General features: G+C 70.7%; 24 protein-coding genes and 2 tRNA genes. 19 read left to right on the top strand and 7 right to left on the bottom strand.

Features of this window, described 5'->3' with window-relative positions; translation table 11 throughout:
• Window positions 1–389: 389 nt before the first annotated feature.
• From HGA03_RS16660 to rpmH, 5 genes are all read right to left on the bottom strand, one after another.
• Window positions 390–899 (bottom strand): Jag family protein, encoded by a 510-nt coding sequence (locus HGA03_RS16660; RefSeq protein WP_168631423.1) that lies wholly within the window; start codon window positions 897–899, stop codon window positions 390–392.
• 89 nt (window positions 900–988) lie between these two features.
• Window positions 989–2,407: a membrane protein insertase YidC gene (gene yidC, locus HGA03_RS16655; RefSeq protein ID WP_168631422.1), complete on the bottom strand. Its 1,419-nt coding sequence runs from the start codon at window positions 2,405–2,407 to the stop codon at window positions 989–991.
• A gap of 19 nt (window positions 2,408–2,426) precedes the next feature.
• A complete protein-coding gene (gene yidD / locus HGA03_RS16650) occupies window positions 2,427–2,717 on the bottom strand; it encodes a membrane protein insertion efficiency factor YidD (RefSeq protein ID WP_168631421.1) in 291 nt (96 codons plus the stop codon).
• Window positions 2,714–3,055: a ribonuclease P protein component gene (gene rnpA, locus HGA03_RS16645; protein ID WP_210732612.1), complete on the bottom strand. Its 342-nt coding sequence runs from the start codon at window positions 3,053–3,055 to the stop codon at window positions 2,714–2,716. The genes yidD and rnpA overlap by 4 nt, the downstream gene beginning before the upstream one ends.
• A gap of 33 nt (window positions 3,056–3,088) precedes the next feature.
• On the bottom strand, window positions 3,089–3,226 hold the full coding sequence (rpmH, locus tag HGA03_RS16640; protein ID WP_013885212.1) for a 50S ribosomal protein L34: 138 nt from the start codon (window positions 3,224–3,226) through the stop codon (window positions 3,089–3,091).
• 467 nt (window positions 3,227–3,693) lie between these two features.
• On the opposite strand from rpmH, the gene dnaA reads away from it, so the two are divergent.
• The 13 genes from dnaA to HGA03_RS16580 all read left to right on the top strand — a co-directional run bounded on the left by dnaA (window position 3,694) and on the right by HGA03_RS16580 (window position 17,063).
• Entirely contained in the window at window positions 3,694–5,154 is a 1,461-nt protein-coding gene (gene dnaA, locus HGA03_RS16635) for a chromosomal replication initiator protein DnaA (protein WP_168631419.1), read from the top strand.
• A gap of 524 nt (window positions 5,155–5,678) precedes the next feature.
• Window positions 5,679–6,809 carry a DNA polymerase III subunit beta gene (gene dnaN / locus HGA03_RS16630; protein WP_168631418.1) on the top strand — a complete coding sequence of 377 codons (1,131 nt, stop codon included), beginning with the start codon at window positions 5,679–5,681 and terminating at the stop codon, window positions 6,807–6,809.
• Between the two features lie 57 nt (window positions 6,810–6,866).
• A complete protein-coding gene (gene gnd / locus HGA03_RS16625) occupies window positions 6,867–7,862 on the top strand; it encodes a phosphogluconate dehydrogenase (NAD(+)-dependent, decarboxylating) (RefSeq protein WP_168631417.1) in 996 nt (331 codons plus the stop codon).
• A 12-nt stretch (window positions 7,863–7,874) separates the two neighbouring features.
• Complete coding sequence (gene recF / locus HGA03_RS16620) at window positions 7,875–9,095, top strand: DNA replication/repair protein RecF (protein ID WP_168631416.1); 1,221 nt, start codon at window positions 7,875–7,877, stop codon at window positions 9,093–9,095.
• Window positions 9,085–9,639, top strand: coding sequence for a DciA family protein (locus HGA03_RS16615; protein ID WP_239073714.1), 555 nt, complete (start codon window positions 9,085–9,087; stop codon window positions 9,637–9,639). The genes recF and HGA03_RS16615 overlap by 11 nt, the downstream gene beginning before the upstream one ends.
• Before the next feature lie 260 nt (window positions 9,640–9,899).
• Window positions 9,900–11,912, top strand: a complete 2,013-nt coding sequence (gyrB, locus tag HGA03_RS16610; RefSeq protein ID WP_168631415.1) for a DNA topoisomerase (ATP-hydrolyzing) subunit B — start codon at window positions 9,900–9,902, stop codon at window positions 11,910–11,912.
• Window positions 11,913–11,943: 31 nt separating this feature from the next.
• A complete protein-coding gene (gene gyrA, locus HGA03_RS16605; protein WP_168631414.1) occupies window positions 11,944–14,550 on the top strand; it encodes a DNA gyrase subunit A in 2,607 nt (868 codons plus the stop codon).
• Window positions 14,547–15,212, top strand: coding sequence for a DUF3566 domain-containing protein (locus tag HGA03_RS19655; RefSeq protein WP_168631413.1), 666 nt, complete (start codon window positions 14,547–14,549; stop codon window positions 15,210–15,212). The genes gyrA and HGA03_RS19655 overlap by 4 nt, the downstream gene beginning before the upstream one ends.
• A gap of 99 nt (window positions 15,213–15,311) precedes the next feature.
• Window positions 15,312–15,385 (top strand) — tRNA-Ile (locus tag HGA03_RS16595).
• Between the two features lie 25 nt (window positions 15,386–15,410).
• Window positions 15,411–15,530 (top strand): DLW-39 family protein, encoded by a 120-nt coding sequence (locus HGA03_RS18520; RefSeq protein ID WP_210732611.1) that lies wholly within the window; start codon window positions 15,411–15,413, stop codon window positions 15,528–15,530.
• A gap of 29 nt (window positions 15,531–15,559) precedes the next feature.
• A tRNA-Ala gene (locus tag HGA03_RS16590) sits at window positions 15,560–15,632 on the top strand.
• Window positions 15,633–15,720: 88 nt separating this feature from the next.
• Window positions 15,721–16,689 (top strand): threonine dehydratase, encoded by a 969-nt coding sequence (locus tag HGA03_RS16585; protein ID WP_168631412.1) that lies wholly within the window; start codon window positions 15,721–15,723, stop codon window positions 16,687–16,689.
• A gap of 32 nt (window positions 16,690–16,721) precedes the next feature.
• Window positions 16,722–17,063: a DUF2200 domain-containing protein gene (locus tag HGA03_RS16580; RefSeq protein WP_168631411.1), complete on the top strand. Its 342-nt coding sequence runs from the start codon at window positions 16,722–16,724 to the stop codon at window positions 17,061–17,063.
• Between the two features lie 53 nt (window positions 17,064–17,116).
• Here the strand turns inward: HGA03_RS16580 and HGA03_RS16575 are convergent, their stop codons facing one another.
• On the bottom strand, window positions 17,117–18,067 hold the full coding sequence (locus HGA03_RS16575) for a hypothetical protein (protein WP_168631410.1): 951 nt from the start codon (window positions 18,065–18,067) through the stop codon (window positions 17,117–17,119).
• Window positions 18,068–18,217: 150 nt separating this feature from the next.
• Here HGA03_RS16575 and HGA03_RS16570 point away from each other — a divergent pair, with 150 nt between their 5' ends.
• Together HGA03_RS16570 and HGA03_RS16565 are read left to right on the top strand one after the other, a co-directional pair.
• The gene (locus tag HGA03_RS16570) at window positions 18,218–18,757 is read left to right on the top strand and encodes a peptidylprolyl isomerase (protein WP_168631409.1); all 540 of its coding nucleotides are present in this window, start codon (window positions 18,218–18,220) and stop codon (window positions 18,755–18,757) included.
• Window positions 18,758–18,923: 166 nt separating this feature from the next.
• Window positions 18,924–19,628: a rhomboid family intramembrane serine protease gene (locus HGA03_RS16565; protein ID WP_308439774.1), complete on the top strand. Its 705-nt coding sequence runs from the start codon at window positions 18,924–18,926 to the stop codon at window positions 19,626–19,628.
• A gap of 715 nt (window positions 19,629–20,343) precedes the next feature.
• On the opposite strand, the gene HGA03_RS16560 is transcribed toward HGA03_RS16565, so the two are convergent.
• Complete coding sequence (locus HGA03_RS16560; protein WP_168631407.1) at window positions 20,344–20,592, bottom strand: cell division protein CrgA; 249 nt, start codon at window positions 20,590–20,592, stop codon at window positions 20,344–20,346.
• Window positions 20,593–20,697: 105 nt separating this feature from the next.
• On the opposite strand from HGA03_RS16560, the gene HGA03_RS16555 reads away from it, so the two are divergent.
• The 4 genes from HGA03_RS16555 to HGA03_RS16540 are packed head-to-tail and all read left to right on the top strand — an operon-like array spanning window position 20,698 to window position 23,267.
• On the top strand, window positions 20,698–21,633 hold the full coding sequence (locus HGA03_RS16555; RefSeq protein WP_239073713.1) for a DUF881 domain-containing protein: 936 nt from the start codon (window positions 20,698–20,700) through the stop codon (window positions 21,631–21,633).
• Window positions 21,630–22,475, top strand: coding sequence for a class E sortase (locus HGA03_RS16550; RefSeq protein WP_168631406.1), 846 nt, complete (start codon window positions 21,630–21,632; stop codon window positions 22,473–22,475). Before HGA03_RS16555 ends, HGA03_RS16550 begins: the two co-directional genes overlap by 4 nt.
• Window positions 22,475–22,636 (top strand): hypothetical protein, encoded by a 162-nt coding sequence (locus HGA03_RS16545; RefSeq protein WP_168631405.1) that lies wholly within the window; start codon window positions 22,475–22,477, stop codon window positions 22,634–22,636. Before HGA03_RS16550 ends, HGA03_RS16545 begins: the two co-directional genes overlap by 1 nt.
• 4 nt (window positions 22,637–22,640) lie before the next feature.
• Entirely contained in the window at window positions 22,641–23,267 is a 627-nt protein-coding gene (locus HGA03_RS16540) for an aminodeoxychorismate/anthranilate synthase component II (protein WP_168631404.1), read from the top strand.
• Window positions 23,268–23,279 lie beyond the last annotated feature (12 nt).

Genomic DNA, 23,279 nt, shown 5'->3' with positions numbered 1-23,279 from the left:
GCTCCCGGCTCCCGGCTCCCGGCTCCCGGCTCCCGGCTCCCGGCTCCCGGCTCCCGGCTCCCGGCTCCCGGCTCCCGGCTCCCGGCTCCCGGCTCCCGGCTCCCGGCTCCCGGCTCCCGGCTCCCGGACAGTGCTACACCTCGGGCGGGCATGAACGCAGCACCCCGACACGACTCCGGAGCGAAGCGACCACCCCGGCCGGCGTCTCAGCGGCGCGCGAGCCCTATGGCACCAGATCCATATGCGGCGCGATTCCGCCAGTCCTCTCAGGTGCGACGAATTGCTGAGAAAGCATCCTCAGAGCTCCCTCGGACACACGAGAGGCCGCCCCGAACCCGGGACGGCCTCTCGTCACTCCCCCAGCAACGCCTTCCGGCGCCGCGATCGGCTCACTTGGCGCGGATCACCACATACCGGGACGGCTCGACGCCCTCCGAGTCGGAGGTGAGCCCGGCGGCGGCGACCGCGTCGTGCACGACCTTCCGCTCGAACGGGTTCATCGGCTCGAGGGACTCGTCGGCGCCGGACTCCTTCACCCGGGTGATGGCGGCCTCGGCGAGGGCGACGAGCTCGGTCTTGCGCTCGGCGCGGTAGCCGGCGACATCCAGCATGAGCCGCGACCGGTCGCCGGTCTTCGCCTGGACGGTCAGGCGGGTCAGCTCCTGGAGCGCGTCGAGGACCTCGCCGTCCTTGCCGACCAGTCGGCGCAGCGAACGCTCCGCACCCTCGTCGGCGACGATCTCCACGGAGGCCCGGCCGTTGTCGACGTCGATGTCGATGTCGCCGTCGAGGTCCGCGATGTCGAGCAGCTCCTCGAGGTAGTCGGCGGCGATCTCGCCCTCCTCCTCGAGGCGCGAGGTGGCGGCGCTGACGTCGGGCGCCTCACTCGGTGTGGTCATCTCAACTCCTGTGTCGTGTCGCGCCCCACCGGCGCGGAGGTTCGTGGCGACGCGGGGAACACTCCCCCGGCGCGTGCTGGCGGTCGGGGTCAGGACCCCTTGCGCTTCTTGCTGGACCCGCCCTTGCCGGACTCGGGCTCGGCGGCGCCGCCGGCGTTGGGGTCGAACTCGTCGTACTCGGGCTCCGCCTGCGGGGCGGCCCCGGCTGTCGCACCGGCAGCCTTGCCGGAGGCGGACGCCGTCGCGGCACCGGACTTGCCGCCACCCGACTTCGAGGCAGACGCCGATGCAGACCCGGACTTCGCGGCACCGGACTTGCCGCCACCGGACTTCGCGGCGGACCCGGACTTGGTGCCGGACCCCGCCCCAGCCCCGGACTTGGCGGTCGAGCCCTTCGCGGACGAGCCCTTGGCAGAGGAACCCGTCGCGCCAACCTTGCCGGACCCGGAGCCCGCGGCTGACCCGTCGCCGTCGGCGGCCTCGATCGTCGGCTTCACCGGCGGCAGCTCGGGCACACCCCCGGGCGACTTCTTCTTGGCGCGCGCCTTGCCGACCGGCTGCTGACGCTGGCCACCGACCGGGCGGGCCTCCTCGATCCCGGGGATCCCACCCTCGTCGGTCAGCACCTCGCCGCGGGCAGCGGCCTTCTTCGCCTTGCGGGCCTTGAGCGCGAGCTCGGCCTGCGAGCCGGGGGCCGGCAGCCGGCGGATCGTGTAGAACTGCTGGCCCATCGTCCAGAGGTTGGTGGTGGTCCAGTAGATCAGCACACCGATCGGGAAGTTCACGCCGGAGAAGGCGAAGATCAGCGGGAAGACGTACATCAGCATCTTCTGCTGCTGCGCCATCGGGCCCTCGAGGGCGGCCGGCGGCATGTTCTTCATGGTCAGCTGGCGCTGGGTGGTGAAGGTGGTGGCCGACATCGCGACGATCAGGATGACGGTGACGATCCGGATGTGCATCGCCTGCGAGCCGTCGCCGAAGTTCGCGGCCTGCATGAACGTGCCGGACAGCGGGGCACCGAAGATGGTGGCCTGCTCGGCCTGGCCGGCGACCTCGGCGGTGAGCGGGCCGACGGCGTCGCGGCCGTAGGTCCCGGCGGCGATCTGCGGCAGCGAGTTGAGCACCCGGAACAGGGCGAAGAAGATCGGGGACTGCGCCAGGATCGGCAGGCAGGACGCGAACGGGTTGGTGCCGTGCTTGCGGTACAGCTCCATCGTCTCGCGGCTCATCGCCTCACGGGACGCGGGGTCGGTCTTCCCCTTGTACTTCTTCTGGATCTTCTGCATCTCCGGCTGCACGAGCTGCAGCCCGCGCTGTGCCTTGATCTGCCGGAAGAACAGCGGGATCAGGATGATCCGCATCACGATCACGAGGCCGACGATCGACAGGCCCCACGCCGCGCCACCGGCCGGGTCCAGGCCCAGGAACTCGAGCGCCTTGTGGAAGGCGTACATGATCCAGGCGACCACCACCATGATCGGGTACAGCAGGCCGTCGAACCAGCTCATGACAGGGCTTCTCCAGGGATCAGTGCGCGGCCGCGGCCGCGTCGTGCGAGTGTCGTCGGTGACCGACAGGTGGAACGTCGTCGACGCCGCCGGGGTTCCAGGGGTTGCAACGCAGCAGCCGCCAGGCGGCCATCCCGCCGCCGCGGATCACACCGTGCCGCTCGATCGCGGTGACCGCGTAGGACGAGCAGGACGGGTAGAACCGGCAGGTCGGCGGGGTCATCGGGGAGATGTACCGCTGGTACCCGCGCACCAGCAGGACCAGCAGGCGCCGGGGAGCCCGGAGCACACCGCGCAGGACGCCGCTCATGCCGCACTCCGCTCGGCGAGCCGCTTGCGGGCGGTGCGGAGCGCTCCGTCCAGGTCGCGGCCGAGGTCGGCGTAACCGGCTGCGGCGGCGGGTGCGAGAGCCCGGACCACCAGGTCCTGCTCCGGCCCGACCGCGTCCAGCCGGCCGGCCATCAGCGCGCGCAGCCGGCGCTTGACCCGGTTGCGGACCACGGCGTTGCCCACGGCCTTGGACACGACGAAACCGACCGCCGGACCAGGTCCGGGGTCGGTTCGCGTCATGAGGTGCACCACGAGCGTGTTCCGCCCGGCGCGTGCACCGGAGCGGACCGTCCGCTCGAACCGGACGGACTCACGCATCCGGTGCTCGGCGGGCAGCACCGCGAGGTGGTGTCAGGCCGACAGCTCGGAGCGGCCCTTACGGCGGCGCGCCGCGAGGATCGCGCGACCCGCACGGGTGCGCATCCGCAGACGGAAGCCGTGGGTCTTCGCCCGGCGCCGGTTGTTCGGCTGGAAGGTGCGCTTGCTCACGATGGTCTCCAGTTACTTCGCTGCATCGGCCGCGATCACGGCCAAAGTTCGGGTGCCTGTGCTCGACTGCTCCGTCCCCGCGTCACGCGAATGCACCGGCGTATGGGCGCGCCAGCAGGAGCCATCAGAAGGCTGGTCAACGCTACGTCCTCCGCGCGCGAGGGTCAAACCGTGATATCCGCGCAGGCCGCGCGATCACGCGGGACCGGGGCCCTTCCGCCCGGCCGGTCGACGGGTCTAGCGTCGCCTCTCACACCACGAGTACGCATCCTCCCCACCCGTGGACAGAGTCATCCAGACCTGTGGACAACGCCGGATCCCGAGGCCACGACGGCGCGGAACCAGCGGTGAAGGCCGTCACACACAGGTGTGGACAACTCTGTGGACACTGTCCGGGCGTGCGACACTCGACCAGCGCGGTGCCAGCCAGGATCCGCTCCGCATTCACGACAGCAGCGAGGACTCAGGTGCCATCCCAGGACGACCAGCTTCATCAGGTGTGGGCCACCGCGGTGGCCCAGCTCGAGGTCAGCCCGGACATCACCCCCCGGCAGCTGGCGTTCGTGCGGCTGGCCACTCCGCTGGGTCTGCTGGACGGCACGATGCTCCTGGCGGTCGGCAACGATCTGACCAAGGACTACCTGGAGACCCGGGTCCGCTCCGAGGTCACCGAGGCACTGAGCGCCGCGCTGGGCCGTGAGGGCCGGTTCGCGATCACGGTCGACCCGGCGCTGGAGACCGGCAAGGGCGACCACCTCACCTCGTCCACCGGAGCCGGCCCCGCACCGGAGCAGGACGCCGAGCCGCCGGCCCACGAGCCGGACCCGGAGCCGGTCGAGACGATCCAGCAGCCGTACCGCCGCCAGCCCGCCGGCCCCACCCCCAGTGCCGAGCCGGCCCGGCTGAACCCCAAGTACCTGTTCGAGACGTTCGTGATCGGGTCGTCCAACCGGTTCGCGCACGCCGCGGCGGTCGCGGTGGCCGAGGCGCCGGCGAAGGCGTACAACCCGCTGTTCATCTACGGCGACTCCGGGCTGGGCAAGACCCACCTGCTGCACGCGATCGGGCACTACGCCCGGAACCTGTACCCGTCCATCCGGGTCCGGTACGTGAACTCGGAGGAGTTCACCAACGACTTCATCAACTCGATCTCCGAGGGCAAGGCCGGTGCGTTCCAGCGCCGCTACCGCGAGGTCGACGTGCTCCTGATCGACGACATCCAGTTCCTGCAGGGCAAGGAACAGACGATGGAGGAGTTCTTCCACACCTTCAACACGCTGCACAACGCGAACAAGCAGGTCGTGATCACCTCCGACCTGCCGCCCAAGCAGTTGAACGGCTTCGAGGACCGGATGCGGTCGCGGTTCGAGTGGGGCCTGATCACCGACGTGCAGCCGCCGGACCTCGAGACCCGGATCGCGATCCTGCGCAAGAAGTCGGCCAACGACAATCTGTCCGCGCCGGACGACGTGCTGGAGTACATCGCCTCCAAGATCTCCACCAACATCCGCGAACTGGAGGGTGCCCTGATCCGGGTGACCGCCTTCGCGAACCTCAACCGCCAGCTGGTCGACATGTCGCTGGCCGAGATCGTGCTCAAGGACCTGATCACCGACGACGACCAGGCCGACATCACCGCCACCGCCGTGATCGGCCAGACCGCCGCCTACTTCGGGCTGAGCATCGAGGACCTGTGCGGCTCGTCGCGATCCCGGGTGCTGGTGACCGCGCGACAGATCGCGATGTACCTGTGCCGCGAGCTCACCGACCTGTCGCTGCCGAAGATCGGGCAGGCATTCGGCGGCCGGGACCACACCACGGTGATGCACGCGAACCGCAAGATCCGCGAGCTGATGGCCGAGCGCCGGTCGATCTTCAACCAGGTCACCGAGCTGACCAACCGGATCAAACAGGAGTCCCGCTCCTGAACCAGGGCCGTCGACCACCCCGGTCGGCGGCCCTTCCTGCTCTCACCCTCAACCACAGCCCGAAAGAGCGATGGGACGATTGCCCACACCTGTGGACGAAGCTGTGGATACCGGTGGATGACCCCCAGCGTTCGTGTGGACGGATCCTGCCGTTCCGGTGGACGGAGATTCGCGCTCCCCGCACTGTCCACGTGCCCCGGCGTTGTCCACCACAGCGTCCCCAGCCTCGACGCACATCCGAAACTCCGGCCTGACCTGCGACGAGACCGGTTCTCCACAGGATCCACAGACGCGATGACCACGACGACAGATTCCTCTAGAAGAAGATCCACAGACCGTCCAAGCCCTGCCGGGCCGATCCGGTCACCCGAACCGGGCTCACGATCCCGCCAGGCGAAGGAAATCGAGCCTCCGACCTCGTCCACAGGCCTCGATCCGGTACCCCGGCCAGCACCACTCGCGTAGTCTTCGGCCAGGAATCACACGCCTGGGATCACTGCATCCCACGACTGAGAGGGTGGGGCATGAAGTTCCGCGTCGAACGTGACGTCCTCGCTGAAGCCGTCACGTGGATCGCTCGCAGCCTGCCCACCCGCCCGCCGGTGCCGGTCCTGGCCGGGGTCCGCATCGAGGCCGAGGCCGACGGCGTGCTCCGGCTGGCCTCCTTCGACTACGAGGTCTCCGCGCGCTCCGAGATCCCGGCCGAGGTGACCGAACCCGGCAGCGTCCTGGTCTCCGGCCGCCTGCTCGCCGAGATCTCCCGCGCCCTGCCCGCCAAGCCGGTCGACGTCGTGCTGGACGGCACCAAGGTCTCGGTCACCTGTGGCGCCAGCCGCTTCACCCTGCTCACCATGCCGGTGGAGGACTACCCGCAGCTGCCGGCGATGCCCGGGCTGTCCGGCACCGTCGACGGCGACGAGCTGACCAAGGCGGTCGCCCAGGTCACCGTGGCCGCCAGCCGCGACGACACCCTGCCGCTGCTCACCGGCGTGCGGGTCGAGATCGAGGGCGAGAAGGTCACCCTGCTGGCGACCGACCGCTACCGCCTCGCGCTGCGCGAGCTGGTCTGGAAGCCCGCCGACCCGTCGATCTCCGAGGTCGCGCTGGTCCGGGCCCGCACGCTGAACGACGCCGCGAAGTCGCTCGGCGCCTCCGGCTCGGTGAACGTCGGCCTGGCCACCGGTCAGGGCGTGGACCTGATCGGCTTCGAGGCCGGCGGCCGGCACACCACGTCCCTGCTGGTCGACGGCGACTACCCGCCGGTGCGCCGGCTGTTCCCGGACGAGTCGCCGATCCACGCCGTGGTCAACACCCAGCTGCTGACCGATGCCGCCAAGCGCGTCGCCCTGGTCGCCGAGCGGAACACCCCGATCCGGCTGACCTTCTCCGAGGGTCAGGTGGTGCTGGACGCCGGTCAGGGTGACGACGCCCAGGCCTCCGAGGCGCTGGAGGCCACCCTGGTCGGCGACGACATCGCGGTGGCCTTCAACCCGCAGTTCCTGCTGGACGGGCTCGGCGCGCTGAACACCCCGTTCGTCCGGCTGGCCTTCACCCACCCGAACAAGCCGGTGGAGTTCACCGGCCAGGAGTCGCTGGAGGGCGAGGACCTGAAGGAGTACCGGTACCTGCTGGTGCCGATCCGGTTCGCCTCCTGACGGTGTGACCGGTCAGACGGCCGTTCCGGTCGTCATCCCCGGTCCGCCCGCAGGACAATGGCGACCGGCGGTGTCACCACGGGGTCGGCCCGTGCGCTGTCGGGCGAGAAAGGTGGAGACATGCGGATCGGCTTGGTGGGACTGGGCAGGATGGGCGCGAACATGCGGGAGCGCCTGCGCCGCGCGGACATCGAGGTCACCGGCTACGACCGGAACCCCGAGGTGTCCGACGTCGCCTCCCTGACCGAGCTGGTGCAGTCGCTGCCCGCCGGTGAGCGGATCATCTGGGTGATGGTCCCGGCCGGCGCGGTCACCCACGCGGTGATCGAGGAGCTCTCCGGTCTGCTCTCGGCCGGTGACCTGGTGATCGACGGCGGGAACTCGTATTACGGCGACGACCGCACCCACGCCGACTCGCTGGCCGCCAAGGACGTGCACTACCTGGACGTCGGCGTCTCCGGTGGCGTCTGGGGCCTGGAGAACGGCTACGGCCTGATGGTCGGCGGCGACGCCGCGGACGTCGAGCGGGCGATGCCGGTCTTCGACGCGCTGCGGCCGGAGGGCCCCCGGGACGAGGGCTTCGTGCACGCCGGGAAGGTCGGCGCCGGGCACTACGCGAAGATGGTGCACAACGGCATCGAGTACGGCCTGATGCAGGCCTACGCCGAGGGCTACGAGCTGCTCGAGGCCAAGGACATCGTCGAGGACGTCGCCGGCACCGTGAAGGCCTGGCAGCGCGGCACCGTGGTCCGGTCCTGGCTGCTGGAACTGCTGGTCAAGGCGCTGGAGGAGGACCAGGACTTCCACGAGATCGAGGGCTGGGTCGCCGACTCCGGCGAGGGCCGCTGGACCGTGGACGAGGCGATCGACGCCGCCGTGCCGCTGCCGGTGATCACCGCGGCGCTGTTCGCCCGGTTCCAGTCCCGCCAGGACACCTCCCCCGCCATGAAGGCCGTCGCCGCGCTGCGCCAGCAGTTCGGGGGCCACGCCGTGAAGTCCGCCGGTGGCGAGGTCGCCGGTGGGACGCCCGCGGGCGTGCGCTCGGAGGGCTGAGCGCCCACCGGCATGTACGTCTCCCACCTGTCCCTGACGGATTTCCGGTCCTACCACCAGGTCGACCTGACCTTCGAACCGGGGATCACGGCCTTCGTCGGGCCGAACGGGCAGGGGAAGACGAATCTGGTCGAGGCGATCGGCTACGTGTCGACGTTCAGCAGCCATCGCGTGCCGTCCGACGCCCCCCTGGTCCGTGCGGGGGCGTCGGCGGCCGTGGTGCGGTCCCGGATCGTGCGGGCGCAGGACGACGGCTCCGAACGGGCGCTGGTGCTGGACATCCAGCTCGGGTCCGGGCGGCACAACCGGGTCAAGCTGAACGGGGCGCCGTCCCGGTCACGGGACGTGATCGGCGCGCTGCGGTCGGTGCTGTTCGCGCCGGAGGACCTGTCGCTGGTCAAGGGTGATCCGGACGGCCGACGGCGGTTCGTGGACGCGCTGTGCGTGCAGATCACGCCGCGGCTGGCCGGGGTGTTCTCCGAGTACGACCGGGTGGTGCGCCAGCGGACCGCGCTGCTGAAGTCGGCGGCCGGGTTCCGCGGCTCCCGGTCGAATCTGGACCTGAGCACGCTGGACATCTGGGACGCCAAGCTGGCCGAGCTGGCGGCGCGGGTGATCGTGGCCCGGCACGCGGTGGTGGCGGCGCTGACCCCGTATGTGGCCGAGTCCTACCGCGAGGTCAGTGACGGCCAGGGCGCGGCGGAGCTGACCTACCGGTCGTCGATGGACGCCACCGACCCGGACGAGCTGGCCCCGGACGCCGGCCCGCGGTCGTTCGAGACGGTGCAGGCGGACATGCTGCGCGCCCTGGAGCGGGTGCGGCGCAAGGAGCTGGAGCGCGGGTTGTGCCTGGTCGGGCCGCACCGGGACGACCTGGTGCTCACCCTGGGCGGGCTGCCGGCCAAGGGCTACGCCAGCCACGGTGAGTCGTGGTCCTTCGCCCTGGCGCTACGGCTGGCGTCCTACCAGCTGCTGACCCACGGGCCGGTCGAGGGCACGATCAACGGCGAGGCGGATCTGTGGGTGGCCGACTCGGGTCCGGACGGCGAGCCGGTGCTGATGCTGGACGACGTCTTCGCCGAGCTGGATGCCAAGCGCCGGCAGCGGCTGGCGTCGATGGTCGCCGGTGCCCGGCAGGTGTTCGTGACCGCCGCGGTGCCCGGGGACGTGCCGGAGCAGCTGGCCGGCGCCCGGTTCGACGTGATGTCCGCCGAGGTCACCCGTGTCCGGTGACGGGTCCTTCGACCCGACCGTCCCGGTGTGCGAGCAACTGGACGGCCTGACCTCCGGCGCGCAGATGGCCCGGCTCGCCCTCGGCCGGTTCAAGGCGGTCGCCCGGTCGAAGGGCTACCGGCCCGGCCAGGAGGCTACGCGGCGTTCACCACTGAGCGCCGCCGATCGTGGTGGTCCGGGTCTGCACCCGCGGGACCCACAGACGGTGTCGGCGACCATGTCGATGCTGTTCCGGGACCGCGGCTGGGTGCCGGAGATCTCGATCGGCGGGGTGATCGGACGCTGGCGGGACGTGGTCGGGGACCAGATCGCCGACCACTGCACCCCGGAGACCTTCACCGACGGCGTCCTGGTGGTCCGGACCGACTCGACCGCCTGGGCGCAGCAGCTGAAGTTGCTGGCTCCGCAGCTGGTCAGCCGGATGGCGGAGGATGTCGGGCAGGGCGTGGTCACCGAGGTCCGGGTGCTCGGACCGGCCGGGCCGGGCTTCGGCCGGGGTAAACGATCGGTCAAGGGACGCGGCCCGCGGGACACCTGGGGCTGAGCCGCCGCGACCCCCGGGTCAGGGGAGGGGTACGCGCGCCCACCCCTCAAGCCGTCAGCGGCCCGTCTCGCACCGTTTCCACGCGGGTCCACCACGAATCTCCGGCCGCGAGAGGGTAGAATCGTGCAGTCATGCCCGGCGTGGATCCGCACCGGGTCGCCGATGCGCCGTCCGAAGCGTCGTGGAACGCCCGCCCCGTGGTCACGGGAGCGTCGTGTCCGCATGCCGGGAGTGCGCAGGACTGAGGAGCACCACTGACTGTGGCCGATCAGACACCCAAGCCGAACGGCGGCGACTACGGCGCCTCCGCGATCACCGTCCTCGAGGGGCTGGAGGCGGTCCGCAAGCGCCCGGGCATGTACATCGGCTCCACCGGCGCCCGTGGCCTGCACCACCTGGTCTACGAGGTGGTGGACAACTCGGTCGACGAGGCGCTGGCCGGCTACTGCGACACCATCGAGGTCACCCTGCTGGCCGACGGCGGGGTCCGGGTCGCGGACAACGGCCGTGGCATCCCGGTCGAGATGCACCCGACCGAGGGCAAGCCGACGCTTGAGGTCGTCATGACCATCCTGCACGCCGGCGGCAAGTTCGGCGGCGGCGGCTACGCGGTCTCCGGTGGTCTGCACGGCGTGGGCATCTCCGTGGTGAACGCGCTGTCCACCCGGGTGCACAGCGAGGTGAAGCGGGACGGCTACGCCTGGTGGATGGACTTCGCCAACGGCGGTCACCCGCAGGGCGACATCCAGCGCGGCGAGGCCACCGAGGAGACCGGCACCACCCAGACGTTCTGGGCCGACCCGGAGATCTTCGAGACCACCGACTACGACTTCGAGACCCTGCGGTCGCGGTTCCAGCAGATGGCCTTCCTGAACAAGGGCCTGCGGATCACGCTGACCGACGAGCGCCCCCAGGCCCGGGACGTGGACGACGAGGTCACCGGCGCCGAGTCCGCCTCCGGGCAGGGCCCGCGAACGGTGAGCTACAAGTACGACGGCGGCCTGGTCGACTACGTCACGCACCTGAACTCCACCAAGAAGGTCGAGCTGATCCACCCGGAGGTCATCGACTTCGAGTCCGAGGACACCGAGCGCAAGATCTCGCTGGAGATCGCCCTGCAGTGGACCAGCGCCTACTCGGAGTCGGTGTTCACCTACGCGAACACGATCGCCACCACCGAGGGCGGCACCCACGAGGAGGGCTTCCGGGCGGCGATGACCTCGCTGATCAACCGGTACGCCCGGGACAAGGGCATCCTCAAGGAGAAGGACGACAACCTCACCGGCGACGACATCCGCGAGGGCCTGACCGCGGTGATCTCGGTCAAGCTCGGCGAGCCGCAGTTCGAGGGCCAGACCAAGACCAAGCTGGGCAACACCGAGGCCAAGACCTTTGTCCAGCGGGTGGTCAACGAGCAGCTCGGCGACTGGCTGGACTCGCACCCGAACGAGGCCCGGGACGTGATCCGCAAGGCGATCCAGGCGTCCCAGGCCCGGATGGCGGCCCGCAAGGCGCGCGAGGCGACCCGGCGCAAGGGCCTGCTGGAGTCCAACTCGATGCCCGGCAAGCTGAAGGACTGCCAGTCCAACAACGCCGCCGAGTGCGAGATCTTCATCGTCGAGGGTGACTCGGCCGGCGGTTCGGCGGTCCGGGGGCGCAACCCGCGGACCCAGGCGATCCTCCCGCTGCGCGGCAAGATCCTGAACGTCGAGCGGGCCCGGCTGGACAAGGCCCTGGGCAACGCGGAGGTGCAGGCGCTGATCACGGCCTTCGGCACCGGGATCGGCGAGGACTTCGACGTCAGCAAGCTGCGGTACCACAAGATCGTGCTGATGGCCGACGCCGATGTGGACGGCCAGCACATCCGGACCCTGCTGCTCACCCTGCTGTACCGGTACATGCCGGACCTGATCATCCAGGGCCACGTGTACATGGCCCAGCCGCCGCTGTACCGGATCAAGTGGTCGAACTCCCCGCACGACTACGTGTACTCCGACCGGGAGCGGGACGCGGTGCTGGCGGACGGCCAGGCGAACGGCAAGCGGATCCCCAAGGAGAACGGCATCCAGCGCTACAAGGGCCTGGGTGAGATGGACTACTCCGAGCTGTGGGACACCACGATGGACCCGGAGCACCGCACCCTGCTCCAGGTCACGCTCGAGGAGGCCGCGGCGGTCGACAGCGTCTTCTCCACCCTGATGGGTGAGGACGTCGAGTCCCGCCGCACCTTCATCCAGCAGAACGCGCGCGACGTGCGCTTCCTGGACATCTGAGCCTCCCCGCACCTGACGAAGGATTGAGTTCGTGACCGAACTGACCGGCGACAACATCCAGCACGGCAACATCGAACAGGTCGACCTGCAGCTCGAGATGCAGCAGTCGTACCTGGACTACGCGATGGCCGTGATCGTGGGCCGCGCCCTGCCCGAGGTCCGGGACGGCCTCAAGCCCGTGCACCGCCGCGTGCTGTACGCGATGTACGACGGCGGCTACCGCCCGGACCGCCAGTTCTCCAAGTGCTCGCGCGTGGTCGGCGACGTGATGGGCAAGTACCACCCGCACGGTGACACCGCGATCTACGACGCCCTGGTCCGCCTGGTCCAGGACTGGTCGCTTCGCTACCCGCTGGTGGCCGGGCAGGGGAACTTCGGCTCCCCCGGCGACGACCCGGCGGCCGCCCCGCGGTACACCGAGTGCAAGATGGCGCCGCTGGCGATGGAGATGGTCCGGGACATCGACGAGGACACCGTCGACTTCCAGGACAACTACGACGGCCGGACCCAGGAGCCGTCGGTGCTGCCGTCGCGCTTCCCGAACCTGCTGGTCAACGGCTCGGCCGGCATCGCGGTCGGGATGGCCACCAACATCCCGCCGCACAACCTGCGCGAGGTGGCCGAGGGTGTCCGCTGGCACCTGGACCACCCGGAGGCCAGCCACGAGGAGCTGCTCGCCGCGCTGCTGACCCGGATCAAGGGCCCGGACTTCCCCACCGGCGCGACCATCCTCGGGCACAAGGGCATTGAGGAGGCCTACCGCACCGGCCGCGGCTCGATCACGATGCGCGCGGTGGTCGAGGTCGAGGAGATCCAGGGCCGGATCTGCCTGGTGGTCACCGAGCTGCCGTACCAGGTCAATCCGGACACCCTGGCCAAGAAGATCGCCGACCTGGTCCGGGACAACCGGGTGCAGGGCATCGCCGACATCCGGGACGAGACCTCCGGCCGCACCGGCCAGCGCCTGGTGATCGTGCTCAAGCGCGACGCGGTCGCCAAGGTCGTGCTGAACAACCTGTACAAGCACACCCAGCTGCAGGAGACCTTCGGCGCGAACATGCTCGCCCTGGTCGACGGGGTGCCGCGCACGCTGAGCGTGGACGCCTTCATCCGGCACTGGACCTCGCACCAGATCGACGTGATCCAGCGCCGGACCAGCTTCCGGCTGCGGAAGGCCGAGGAGGCCATCCACATCTTCCGCGGCTACCTCAAGGCGCTGGACGCGCTGGACGAGGTGATCGCGCTGATCCGCCGCTCCCCCGACGTCGACGAGGCCCGGGCCGGCCTGATGGCGCTGCTGGAGATCGACGAGATCCAGGCCAACGCGATCCTCACCCTGCAGCTGCGCCGGCTGGCCGCGCTCGAGCGGCAGAAGATCCTGGACGACTACGCCAAGCTCGAGGCCGAGATCACCGAGTACCGGGCGATCCTGGAGTCCGCCGACCGGCAGCGGTCCATCGTCCGCGAGGAGCTGGACGAGATCGTCGACCGGTACGGCGACGAGCGGCGGACCACGATCCTGCCCTACGACGGCGAGGTGTCGGTCGAGGACCTGATCGCCGAGGAGGACATCGTCGTCACCATCACCCGCAGCGGGTACGCCAAGCGCACCCGCACCGACGCCTACCGTGCTCAGAAGCGCGGCGGCAAGGGGGTGCGTGGCGCCACGCTGCGTGAGGACGACATCGTCGACCACTTCTCGGTCACCACCACGCACAACTGGCTGCTGTTCTTCACCAACTTCGGCCGGGTGTACCGGGCCAAGGCCTACGAGCTGCCCGAGGGCGGCCGGGACGCCAAGGGCCAGCACGTGGCGAACCTGCTGGCCTTCCAGCCCGGGGAGAAGATCGCCCAGGTGCTGGACATCCGCACCTACGACGCCGCCGAGTACCTGGTGCTGGCCACCCGGTCCGGCCTGGTGAAGAAGACCCGGTTGACCGAGTACGACACCAACCGGACCGGCGGCGTGATCGCGATCAACCTGCGCGAGGACGCCGACGGCCGCCCGGACGAGCTGGTGTCCGCCCGGATCGTCGACTCCGGCCAGGACCTGATCCTGGTGTCCCGCAAGGGCCAGTCGGTCCGGTTCACCGCCTCCGACGACACCCTGCGGCCGATGGGCCGGGCGACCTCCGGCGTCACCGGGATGAAGTTCCGCGGCGACGACGACCTGCTGGCCATGGACGTGGTCCGGGAGGACGCCTTCCTGTTCACCGTTACCGAGGGCGGCATCGCCAAGCGCACCGCCCTGACCGTGGACAACTACCGCCAGCAGGGCCGTGGCGGACTCGGCATCAAGGTGGCCAACCTGCCCGAGTCCAACGGTGACCTGGTCGGCGCGCTGGTGGTCGACACCGACGACGAGGTGATGGTCATCATGGAGCGGGGCAAGATCGTCCGCTCGGCGGTCAGCGAGGTCAATGCGACCGGCCGCACCACCCAGGGCGTCATCTTCGCCAAGCCGGACAAGAACGACCGGATCATCGCCGTGGCGCGCAACAGCGAACGTCAGGTCGAGGAGGATGCCGGTACCGTGGACGACGAACTGGGAGCACCGGCCACGGACGGCACCGCCCCCGCCAGCACAGCGCCGGACTCCCCGGTCGCTGACGACACCACCGAGGAGGCCGACGAGTGAGCAGTCCGAAGCCGCCGTCGATCCCGCCGCGCAAGAAGTCGGGCAGCGACGCGAGCAAGTCCACCGGATCCGCCCCGCGTTCCGGCGCGGCCGCCCGGGGTGCCGCGGTGAAGTCCAGCGGTCCGTCCGCCACGACCGCCACCAAGGCACCCGAGGCCCCGAGCACCCCGGCGACTTCCGCCCCGGCGACCCCGGCCGCCCAGGAGTCCACCGGGACCCCCGCGGTCACCCTGACCCCGGTGGCGGAGCGCCCGGCCAAGGACCGGCCCAGCAAGCCCGCGACCTCGGCCGCCGGCGATGCCGGTCCGCGCCGGGTGCGGCTCGCGGTGTCCCGGATCGACCCGTGGTCCGTGATGAAGCTGTCGTTCCTGGTGTCCTTCGCGATCGGCATCATGCTGGTCGTCGCGGTGAGCGCGATCTGGCTCGCCCTGAACGGCATGCACGTGTTCAGCAGCATCAACGACCTGGTCACCGAGATCCTGGCCGACTCCGAGTTCGACCTGCTCGACTACGTCGCCTACGACCGGGTCATCTCCGCCACCGCGCTGATCTCGATCATCAACGTCTTCCTGATCACCGCGCTCAGCACGATCGGCGCCTTCATCTACAACATCTCCGCGGCCCTGGTCGGTGGCGTGCACCTGACCATGACCGACGACTGACATCCCCGTCGTGGCCGGTCCCGTGTCTGCGGGACCGGCCACGGTTTGGGTGCACGGGCTGTGATCGGGTAACCTCATCCGGTCCGCACCGCGTGACACGGGCCTATAGCTCAGACGGTTAGAGCGCTTCCCTGATAAGGAAGAGGTCAGAGGTTCAAGTCCTCTTAGGCCCACTCCCGAGCCCACCTGGGGGATCCCATGAAGAAGCTCCTGCTCCTCGCGGCCGTCGCCGCCGTCGGCTACGTGGCCTACACGCGCTACGCCGCCGAGCGGGACGACCGGGACCTGTGGGCCGAGGTCACCGACTCGGTCGACTGACCACCCAGGGCTGCATCACCGGCCCGCACGGGGCCATGGCGCAATTGGTAGCGCACCTGCTTTGCAAGCAGGGGGTTAGGGGTTCGAGTCCCCTTGGCTCCACCCACACGAGACTCCGGCTGCCGGTCGGGGTCTCGTTCCGTTATGGCCGTCCCTTCCCCCACCTGGCCGGTCACGCTTGGATGGGCCGATGGAGCCTCGCGAGCTGCACCTGACCGCCGACACCCTCGATCACGCCCGGGACGTGGTGGCCCGGCACGTCCCCCGGTCCGCCGCCTACCGCTGGCCGCTGATCGAGGCCGCCACCGGCACCACGACCTGGATCAAGCACGAGAACCACAATCCGACCGGGGCGTTCAAGGTCCGGGGCGGGCTGACCTTCATGGCCCACCACGCCGACGAGCGACCGGGTGCCGGCGTGATCTCGGCCAGCCGCGGGAACCACTCGCAGTCGCTGGCCTTCGCCGGCGCCGCCGCCGGGGTGCCGGTGACGATCGTGGTGCCGGAGGGCAACTCCCCGGACAAGAACGCCGCGACCGAGGCCTTCGGGGCCGAGCTGATCGTGCACGGCCGGGACTTCCAGGCGGCGGTCGACCACTCCCGGGTGCTGGCGGACCAGCGCGGCCTGGTGCCGGTGCCGCCGGTGCACCCGTGGCTGGTCGAGGGTGTCGCCACCTATGCCGCCGAGCTGCACGAGGACGTGCCCGGGCTGGATGTGGTCTATGTGCCGGTCGGGATGGGCTCGGGGATCTGCGCGAACATCGCGGTGCGGGACCTGATCGGCTCCGGCGCGGAGGTCGTCGGCGTGGTCGCGGACCGGGCACCGGCCTATGCACTGTCCTTCGACCGGGGTGAGCCGGTGGCCACCGACGCCGCGGACACCCTGATCGACGGCGTGGCCTGCCGGATCCCGGACCCCGGCGCGGTGGCTGTCGTCGTCGCCGGTGCGTCCCGGATCGAGCGGGCCGCCGACCAGGAGGCGCTGGACGCGATGGCACTGCTGTACCGGGCCACGCACAACCTCGCCGAACCGGCCGGCGCGATCGCACTGGCCGCGGCCGTGCGGGACCGGGAGCTGAACCGGGGTCGCCGGGTCGCCGTGGTGCTCACCGGCGGCAACTGCGACCACCAGGTGCTGGCCCGGGCGTTCGGCGGCTGAACACGGGGCGCACCGCGAGTAGCCTCGGCGCCATGAGCCGGATCTTCCGCCAGAGCGTCGCGTCGGTGTACCCGGCGTACGTCGCCAAGGCCGAGCGCAAGGGCCGGACCGCCGCGGAGGTGGACGAGGTCATCCTCTGGCTGACCGGGTTCACCGACGAGCAATTCCGGGCGCACCTGGCGGCGGAGACCACCTTCGAGGACTTCTTCGCGGCGGCGCCGATGAACCCGCACACCGACCTGATCACCGGCGTGGTGTGCGGGGTGCGGGTGGAGAACGTCGAGGACCCGCTGATGCAGCAGATCCGCTGGCTGGACAAGCTGGTCGACGAGCTGGCCAAGGGCAAGCCGATGGCGAAGGTGCTGCGGGCGTGACATGACGACGGCCCAGCCCCCGTGCGGGGACCGGGCCGTCGTGTTCGGGTGGGTCAGGCCTGGTCGGCCTCGCCCTCCGGCTTCTTGGCCGGGCTGCGGCGCGGGGCGGCCTTCTTGGCGGCGTCCTGCACCTTCTCGGTCGCCTCGGCGACCTTCTCCTGCACGTCCTGGGCACGCTCGGTGGCTGCCTCACGGACCTCGGCGGCCTTCTCCGCGACCTTCTTGCCGGCCTCACGGCTCTTGGCGACCGCCTCACCGGCGGCCTCGCCCACGGCCTCCGCGGCGTCGCCGAGCTGGTCGTTCAGGTCCTCGCGGACGGCCTGGGCGCGGGCGCGCACCTGGTCGCCGGTCGGGGCCTCGGGCTCCCAGGGCTCGGCCCACGGGTCGTTCTGGGTCCGCGAGCGGCTCCAGGCGAACACCGCGGCACCGGCACCGACCACGGTCGCGACGATCAGGAACCGCTTGCCGGCCTTGCCCTTGGGCTTCTCGGCCTTCTCGATCGCCTTGGCGGCCTTCTTGCTGTCCTTGGTCAGCTTCGCCGGGGCGTCCTGCGCCCGGTCGGCGGCCTGGGCGACGGCGGTGCCGGCCCGGTCGGCGGCCTCGTTCACCGCGGCGACCAGCTTGGGCAGCAGATCGTCCACCAGCTTGTCGTGCGCAGTGTCGATCACCGGGCCGGCCTTCTCCGCGGCCTTCTCCACCCGGGGGGCGGCGGCCTTCACGCTCTCCTTGTAGAGGTGGTCGAGCCGGGGCAGCAGCCACTCGATGGCGGCCTCCACCCGGGGCTGGGTCCACTCCACGGCGTGACCGGCCGCCTCGCGGGCGGTCCCGGCCTTCTCCACCGCCTGTTCCTTGGCGACGACGGCGAGCTTCCCGGCCTGGTCAGCGGCCTTGGCCCGCACCTCGGCCAGGGCGGCACCCACGTCGGCGGTCTGGTCCTTCAGGCGCTCGGCCTGCAACTTGTCGGCGACGCGATCGAGCTTGCTCCGTCGGGTCAGAAAGGGCATGTCCACTCACTCCCGCTCCACGCTGGTCGAATGACCTCCCACTCTGCCACTGTGTCGGCCTTCGCGCAGGTGGCAGGCACCCCGGAACGGGCACACCGGCACAGGGTCTTCACTCGGCCGGTGGTCAGACCCCCGTGCGAAGATGACCGTATGTACGCGACTCTGCACACGAACCGGGGCGACATCCGCCTGGAGCTGTTCCCGAACCACGCACCCGTCACCGTGGAGAACTTCCGCGGGCTGGCCACGGGCGAGAAGACCTGGACCGACCCGGCGACCGGCGAGCAGAAGAACACCCCGCTCTACGACGGCGTCATCTTCCACCGGGTGATCGACGGCTTCATGATCCAGGGCGGCGACCCGCTCGGGCGTGGCACCGGCGGCCCGGGCTACTCCTTCGACGACGAGATCCACCCCGAGCTGCGGTTCTCCGAGCCGTACCTGCTCGCGATGGCGAACGCCGGTCTGCGCCGTGACCCGATCACCGGCAAGGTCGGCGGCACCAACGGCTCGCAGTTCTTCATCACGGTCACCGAGACCCCGCACCTGAACGGCAAGCACACCATCTTCGGCAAGGTCGCCGACGAGGACTCGAAGAAGGTCGTGGACGAGATCGCCACCACCCGCACCGGCCCGGGCGACCGGCCGTCGCAGGACGTGGTGATCGAGTCGGTGACCATCGAGGCCTGAGACACCGATGAGCTACCCGCAGCCGGGCGCTGCGCCCACTCCCCCGCCGCCGGTCTGCCCCCGGCACCCGGACCGCGTCTCGTACGTGCGGTGCCAGCGGTGCAACCGGCCGACCTGCCCGGAGTGCCAGCGCCCGGCCGCGGTCGGTGTCCAGTGCGTCGACTGCGTGCGCGAGGCCGCCGCCCGGACGCCGGCCAACCGCACGATCTTCGGCGGGGTGGCGCGCCAGGGCCGCCCGGTGGTCACGCTGACCCTGATCGGGTTGTGCGTGGTCAGCTACCTGCTGCAGCAGGTAGCTGATGGGTGGACGAATGCGCTCTACTTCGTGCCCTACTTCGGGGAGCAGGAGCCCTGGCGGTTCCTGACCGCGGCGTTCCTGCACGCGCCGAACCAGCCGTTCCACCTGCTGTTCAACATGGTCGCGCTGTACTCGGTGGGACCGTTCCTGGAGCAGGCGTTCGGGCGCTGGCGGTTCCTGGCGCTGTACCTGCTGAGCGCGCTGGCCGGGTCGGTCATGTTCATGGCGTTCGCCGCAGCCGACGGCGGCTGGTTCACCGGGCTGTATGGCGCCTCCGGCGCGGTGTTCGGGCTGTTCGGCGCGGTGCTGGTCGTGCTGCGCCGGGTCGGCCGGTCGGCGGGCGCGATCATCGGCGTAATCGCGATCAACGCGGTGCTCGGCTTCGTGCTGCCCGGGGTGGCCTGGCAGGCGCACCTCGGCGGCCTGATCGTCGGCGCCGCGCTCGGGGCGGTGTTCGCCTACACCCCACGGGCCCGGCAGCACCTGGCTGCGGTGGGCGCCAGCGCGATCACTCTGGTCGCGCTGGTCGCCGTCCCGGTGCTGCTGTACGCGCAGCACGGCTTCTTCGGCTGAGGCCCGGACGAGCCTCCCACCAGCAGGTTCTCGGCCCGCTGACCCCGTCCCCAGAGTTACTCACAGGTGTGGAATTACACCGGTGTAGTTATCCACAGGGCTGTCCACTGCTGGGGACAGTGGGGGCGTCAACACGGTGCAGACCGCATGGATCCGGGCCGAGGGGCCTGGGGACGCGCGGGGGTGTGTCTGGGGATGAACCGGCGGCGGCTGGGGAAACCGCGCGGGGCCGGCAAGGTCGAGTGCGGGCCGGGCGCAGGGGCCGGGCGTGGGATCGGCGAACGGTGAAGGGCTGGGGTCGCCGGGCGCGCCGGCGGCTGTGCCGGTGTTGGCAGGTCGAGGTTGCGCGAATGCACGCTTCCCGCGTGCTGAGGCGTGCATTCGTGCACTCTCGGCGCCGCGGGGCCGGGCGTGGGATCGGCGAACGGTGAAGGGCTGGGGTCGCCGGGCGCGCCTGCGGCTGTTCCGGTGTTGGCAGGTCGAGGTTGCGCGAATGCACGCTTCCCGCGTGCTGAGGCGTGCACTCGTGCACTCTCGCCCTCGCCGTGCTCACGGTGGTCGCGGCGCGGGTCTTGTCTGCCGTGGGAACCGGCACCCGGGGCGCGGACCCCGTCGGCCGGGATGCGCAGCCGGTGGCCGGCGCGCGCTCCGGGCCGGTCGTGCGGGTCAGGCCCGGCCGTGCGGATCAGGCCTGGTCGTGCGGGTCAGGCCCGGGTCACTGCCAGCGGGTCAGCATCCCGAGGCCGACCAGCGCGAAGCCGAAGCCGACCGCGAGGTTCCAGGCACCGATCGCCGGGATCGGGTAGTCGAAGCTGGTGAGGTAGGTGACCACGATCCAGGCCAGGGCCAGCACCAGCAGACCGATCACGACCGGCACGAACCACACGGGGTTGCCGACCTTCGGCGCCGCCTTCTGCTGGGGGGCGGTGTACTGCGCCTTCTTCCGCGTCCTCGACTTCGGCACGGGGATGCTCCTGACTTCATGGCCTCGACCGGATCCGACCGGGCGGGCCGCCGAGATGGCCGGACAATGTGACTAGCGTAGTGGCGTCGACCCCGAGGAGGGTGCGTGGCCGAGCAGACCGGTGACTCCGAGGCCCCGGACCAGGTGACGAACCGGTCCGGTCATGGGCCTGCCCCGGCACGCCCGGAACACCAGCAGCAGCACGCCGAACAGCCCCAGCAGCGCCCGGAACACCACCAGCACCGCGCCCGGCGCCGGCACGCCCTGCGCGGCACGATCAGCGTGGGCGTGGTGATGGCACTGGCCGGGACGCTGTTCACGGCGAACGCCCGGCTGTCCCGCGGCAGCGACGAGCGCCAGGCGGTCGACCTGCCGGGGTTGCAGGCCAACGAGGATGCCCGCCGGGAACGCCTGGCCGCGCAGGTGGAGGAGCTCCGCGGCGAGGTCGACCGGTTGACCGCGGAACAGAACGCGCAGTCCGGGATCGACTGGTCCTCGGCGGGGGTGGCGGCGGAGGTGGCGTCCGGGCAGGTGCCGGTGACCGGTGAGGGGCTGGTGGTCGAACTCGACGACGCCGATCCGAACGGTCCGCGGCCGGCCGGGGTGGGGGCGGACGACCTGGTGGTGCACCAGCAGGACCTGCAGGCGGTGATCAACGCGCTGTGGGCCGGTGGCGCCGAGGCGATGATGCTGATGGACCAGCGGGTGATCTCGACCAGTGCGTTCCAGTGCATCGGCAACGTGCTGTCCCTGCAGGGCCGCCGGTACTCGCCGGCCTACGTGGTCACGGCGATCGGGGACCCCGCGGCACTGATGGAGGCACTGGACTCGGACCCGGCGATCCGGGCGTACAAGAGCTGGGTGGCGGCGGTCGGTCTGGGCTGGTCGGTGCAGGAGCGCCAGGATCTCAGCTTGCCCGCTTACGATGGCCCCGCCGATCTGACCTATGCCAGTGTGCCGGCGGGGACCGAGATCCTGCCGGGGCTGGTCGCCGCCGCGGGCGGATCGGGCAATTCCGATCAGGAGGACTCCGCAGGATGAGCGGCACCGACCCGACCTGGCCCGGGTTCGACGAGGCGATCGCCGGACCCGCACCCGAGACCCGGCGCGCCCGGCGCTCCGACACCCGGCAGCGGCACGAGCGCCCCGCCGGTCGTCGTGGTGGGTTCGGCGGGTTCGTGCTCGGGTTCGTCGGGGTGGTCGGCGAGCTGCTGATCACCTGCGGGGTGCTGCTGCTGGCCTTCCTGGGCTGGCAGTTGTGGTGGACGGACGTCGAGGGCAACCGCGAGCAGGCAGCCGTGGTGGAGGCCGGCGGGTGGAACGACCCGATCGAGCAGGCCACCGGCATCGTCACCCCGCGGTACGACGACCCGCCGGTGATGGAGCAGCCCGAGTACCTGACCACGTTCGCCTCGATGCGGGTGCCGCGCTGGGACGGGGAACCGACCCGGACGATCACTCAGGGCACCGACCGGCCGAACGTGCTGAACCCGCTCGGTGTCGGGCACTACGACGGGGCGGCGATGCCCGGCGGGCTGGGCAACTTCGCGCTGGCCGCGCACCGCACCACCTACGGCAAGCCGTTCAACCGGATCGCGGAGCTGCAGCCCGGCGACCCGATCGTGGTCTGGACCCAGGACACCTGGTACGTCTACCGGGTGACCGGCTCGGACATCGTGATGCCGCAGGACGTGTGGACGATCGCCCCCGACCCGGAGGACCCCTCCGTCACCAACGAGACCGCGACCCGCCGCCTGATCACCCTGACCTCCTGCCACCCGATGTTCTCCGCCCGTGAGCGGTACATCGTGTGGGGCGAGTTCGAGTACTGGGCGCCCACCTCCGAGGGCATCCCCGCCGAGCTGGAAGGTGTTGAGCTCTGATGTACGGCTGGCTGTGGCGCCACCTTCCCGGACCCGCCGTGATCCGGGCCCTGATCCTGCTCATCCTGGCGGCCGGGGTGCTGGCCGCCTGCTTCCTCTGGGTGTTCCCGGAGATCGCCCCGTTCATGCCGTTCAACGACGCCACCGTCGGCGAGGAGTAGCCCTGTGGTCAGCCGCATCCTGGTCGTGGACAACTACGACTCCTTCGTCTACACCATCGTCGGGTACCTGAATCAGCTGGGTGCCGAGACCGTGGTGGTCCGGAACGATGCCGTGCCGCCGGCCGCCGAGCGCGAGGGCTTCGACGGCGTGCTGGTCTCACCCGGCCCCGGCACCCCCGCGGAGGCCGGCGCGTCGATGCAGGTGATCCGGGACTGTGCCGAGGCCGGGGTGCCGATGCTCGGGGTCTGCCTCGGGCACCAGGCGCTCGGTGAGGTCTTCGGCGGGACGGTGACCCATGCGCCGGAGCTGATGCACGGCAAGACCAGCCGGGTGGAGCACGACGGTGAGGGAGTGTTCGCCGGCCTGCCGACCCCGTTGACCGCGACCCGCTACCACTCGCTGGCGGTGGTGGACGACACGGTCTCCGACGAGCTGGTGGTCACCGCCCGGGCGAACGGCATCATCATGGGTCTGCAGCACCGGGAGCTGCCGCTGCACGGGGTGCAGTTCCACCCGGAGTCGGTGCTCACCGAGGGCGGCCACCGGATGCTGGCGAACTGGCTCGCCCTGACCGGGGACCCCGACGCCGTGGCCCGTTCCGCCGACCTGCGGCCGCTGGTGCGCGACTGACCCACCGGCAGT

It is taken from the genome of Cellulomonas denverensis (assembly GCF_012396125.1).
GTDB classification, from domain to species: Bacteria; Actinomycetota; Actinomycetes; order Actinomycetales; family Cellulomonadaceae; genus Cellulomonas; species Cellulomonas denverensis.
This window is presented reverse-complemented; position numbering and strand designations above follow the sequence as displayed.

Bases quoted from the DNA above. Each gene is read 5' to 3' on its own strand.
- dnaN (WP_168631418.1), top strand. From the start codon at position 5,679: ATGAAGTTCCGCGTCGAACGTGACGTCCTCGCTGAAGCCGTCACGTGG.
- yidC (WP_168631422.1), bottom strand. From the start codon at position 2,407: ATGAGCTGGTTCGACGGCCTGCTGTACCCGATCATGGTGGTGGTCGCC.
- HGA03_RS16545 (WP_168631405.1), top strand. From the start codon at position 22,475: ATGTACGGCTGGCTGTGGCGCCACCTTCCCGGACCCGCCGTGATCCGG.
- recF (WP_168631416.1), top strand. From the start codon at position 7,875: ATGTACGTCTCCCACCTGTCCCTGACGGATTTCCGGTCCTACCACCAG.
- HGA03_RS16550 (WP_168631406.1), top strand. From the start codon at position 21,630: ATGAGCGGCACCGACCCGACCTGGCCCGGGTTCGACGAGGCGATCGCC.
- HGA03_RS16585 (WP_168631412.1), top strand. From the start codon at position 15,721: ATGGAGCCTCGCGAGCTGCACCTGACCGCCGACACCCTCGATCACGCC.
- rnpA (WP_210732612.1), bottom strand. From the start codon at position 3,055: ATGCGTGAGTCCGTCCGGTTCGAGCGGACGGTCCGCTCCGGTGCACGC.
- HGA03_RS16570 (WP_168631409.1), top strand. From the start codon at position 18,218: ATGTACGCGACTCTGCACACGAACCGGGGCGACATCCGCCTGGAGCTG.
- yidD (WP_168631421.1), bottom strand. From the start codon at position 2,717: ATGAGCGGCGTCCTGCGCGGTGTGCTCCGGGCTCCCCGGCGCCTGCTG.
- HGA03_RS16660 (WP_168631423.1), bottom strand. From the start codon at position 899: ATGACCACACCGAGTGAGGCGCCCGACGTCAGCGCCGCCACCTCGCGC.
- gnd (WP_168631417.1), top strand. From the start codon at position 6,867: ATGGCGACCGGCGGTGTCACCACGGGGTCGGCCCGTGCGCTGTCGGGC.
- HGA03_RS16580 (WP_168631411.1), top strand. From the start codon at position 16,722: ATGAGCCGGATCTTCCGCCAGAGCGTCGCGTCGGTGTACCCGGCGTAC.
- HGA03_RS18520 (WP_210732611.1), top strand. From the start codon at position 15,411: ATGAAGAAGCTCCTGCTCCTCGCGGCCGTCGCCGCCGTCGGCTACGTG.
- HGA03_RS16575 (WP_168631410.1), bottom strand. From the start codon at position 18,067: ATGCCCTTTCTGACCCGACGGAGCAAGCTCGATCGCGTCGCCGACAAG.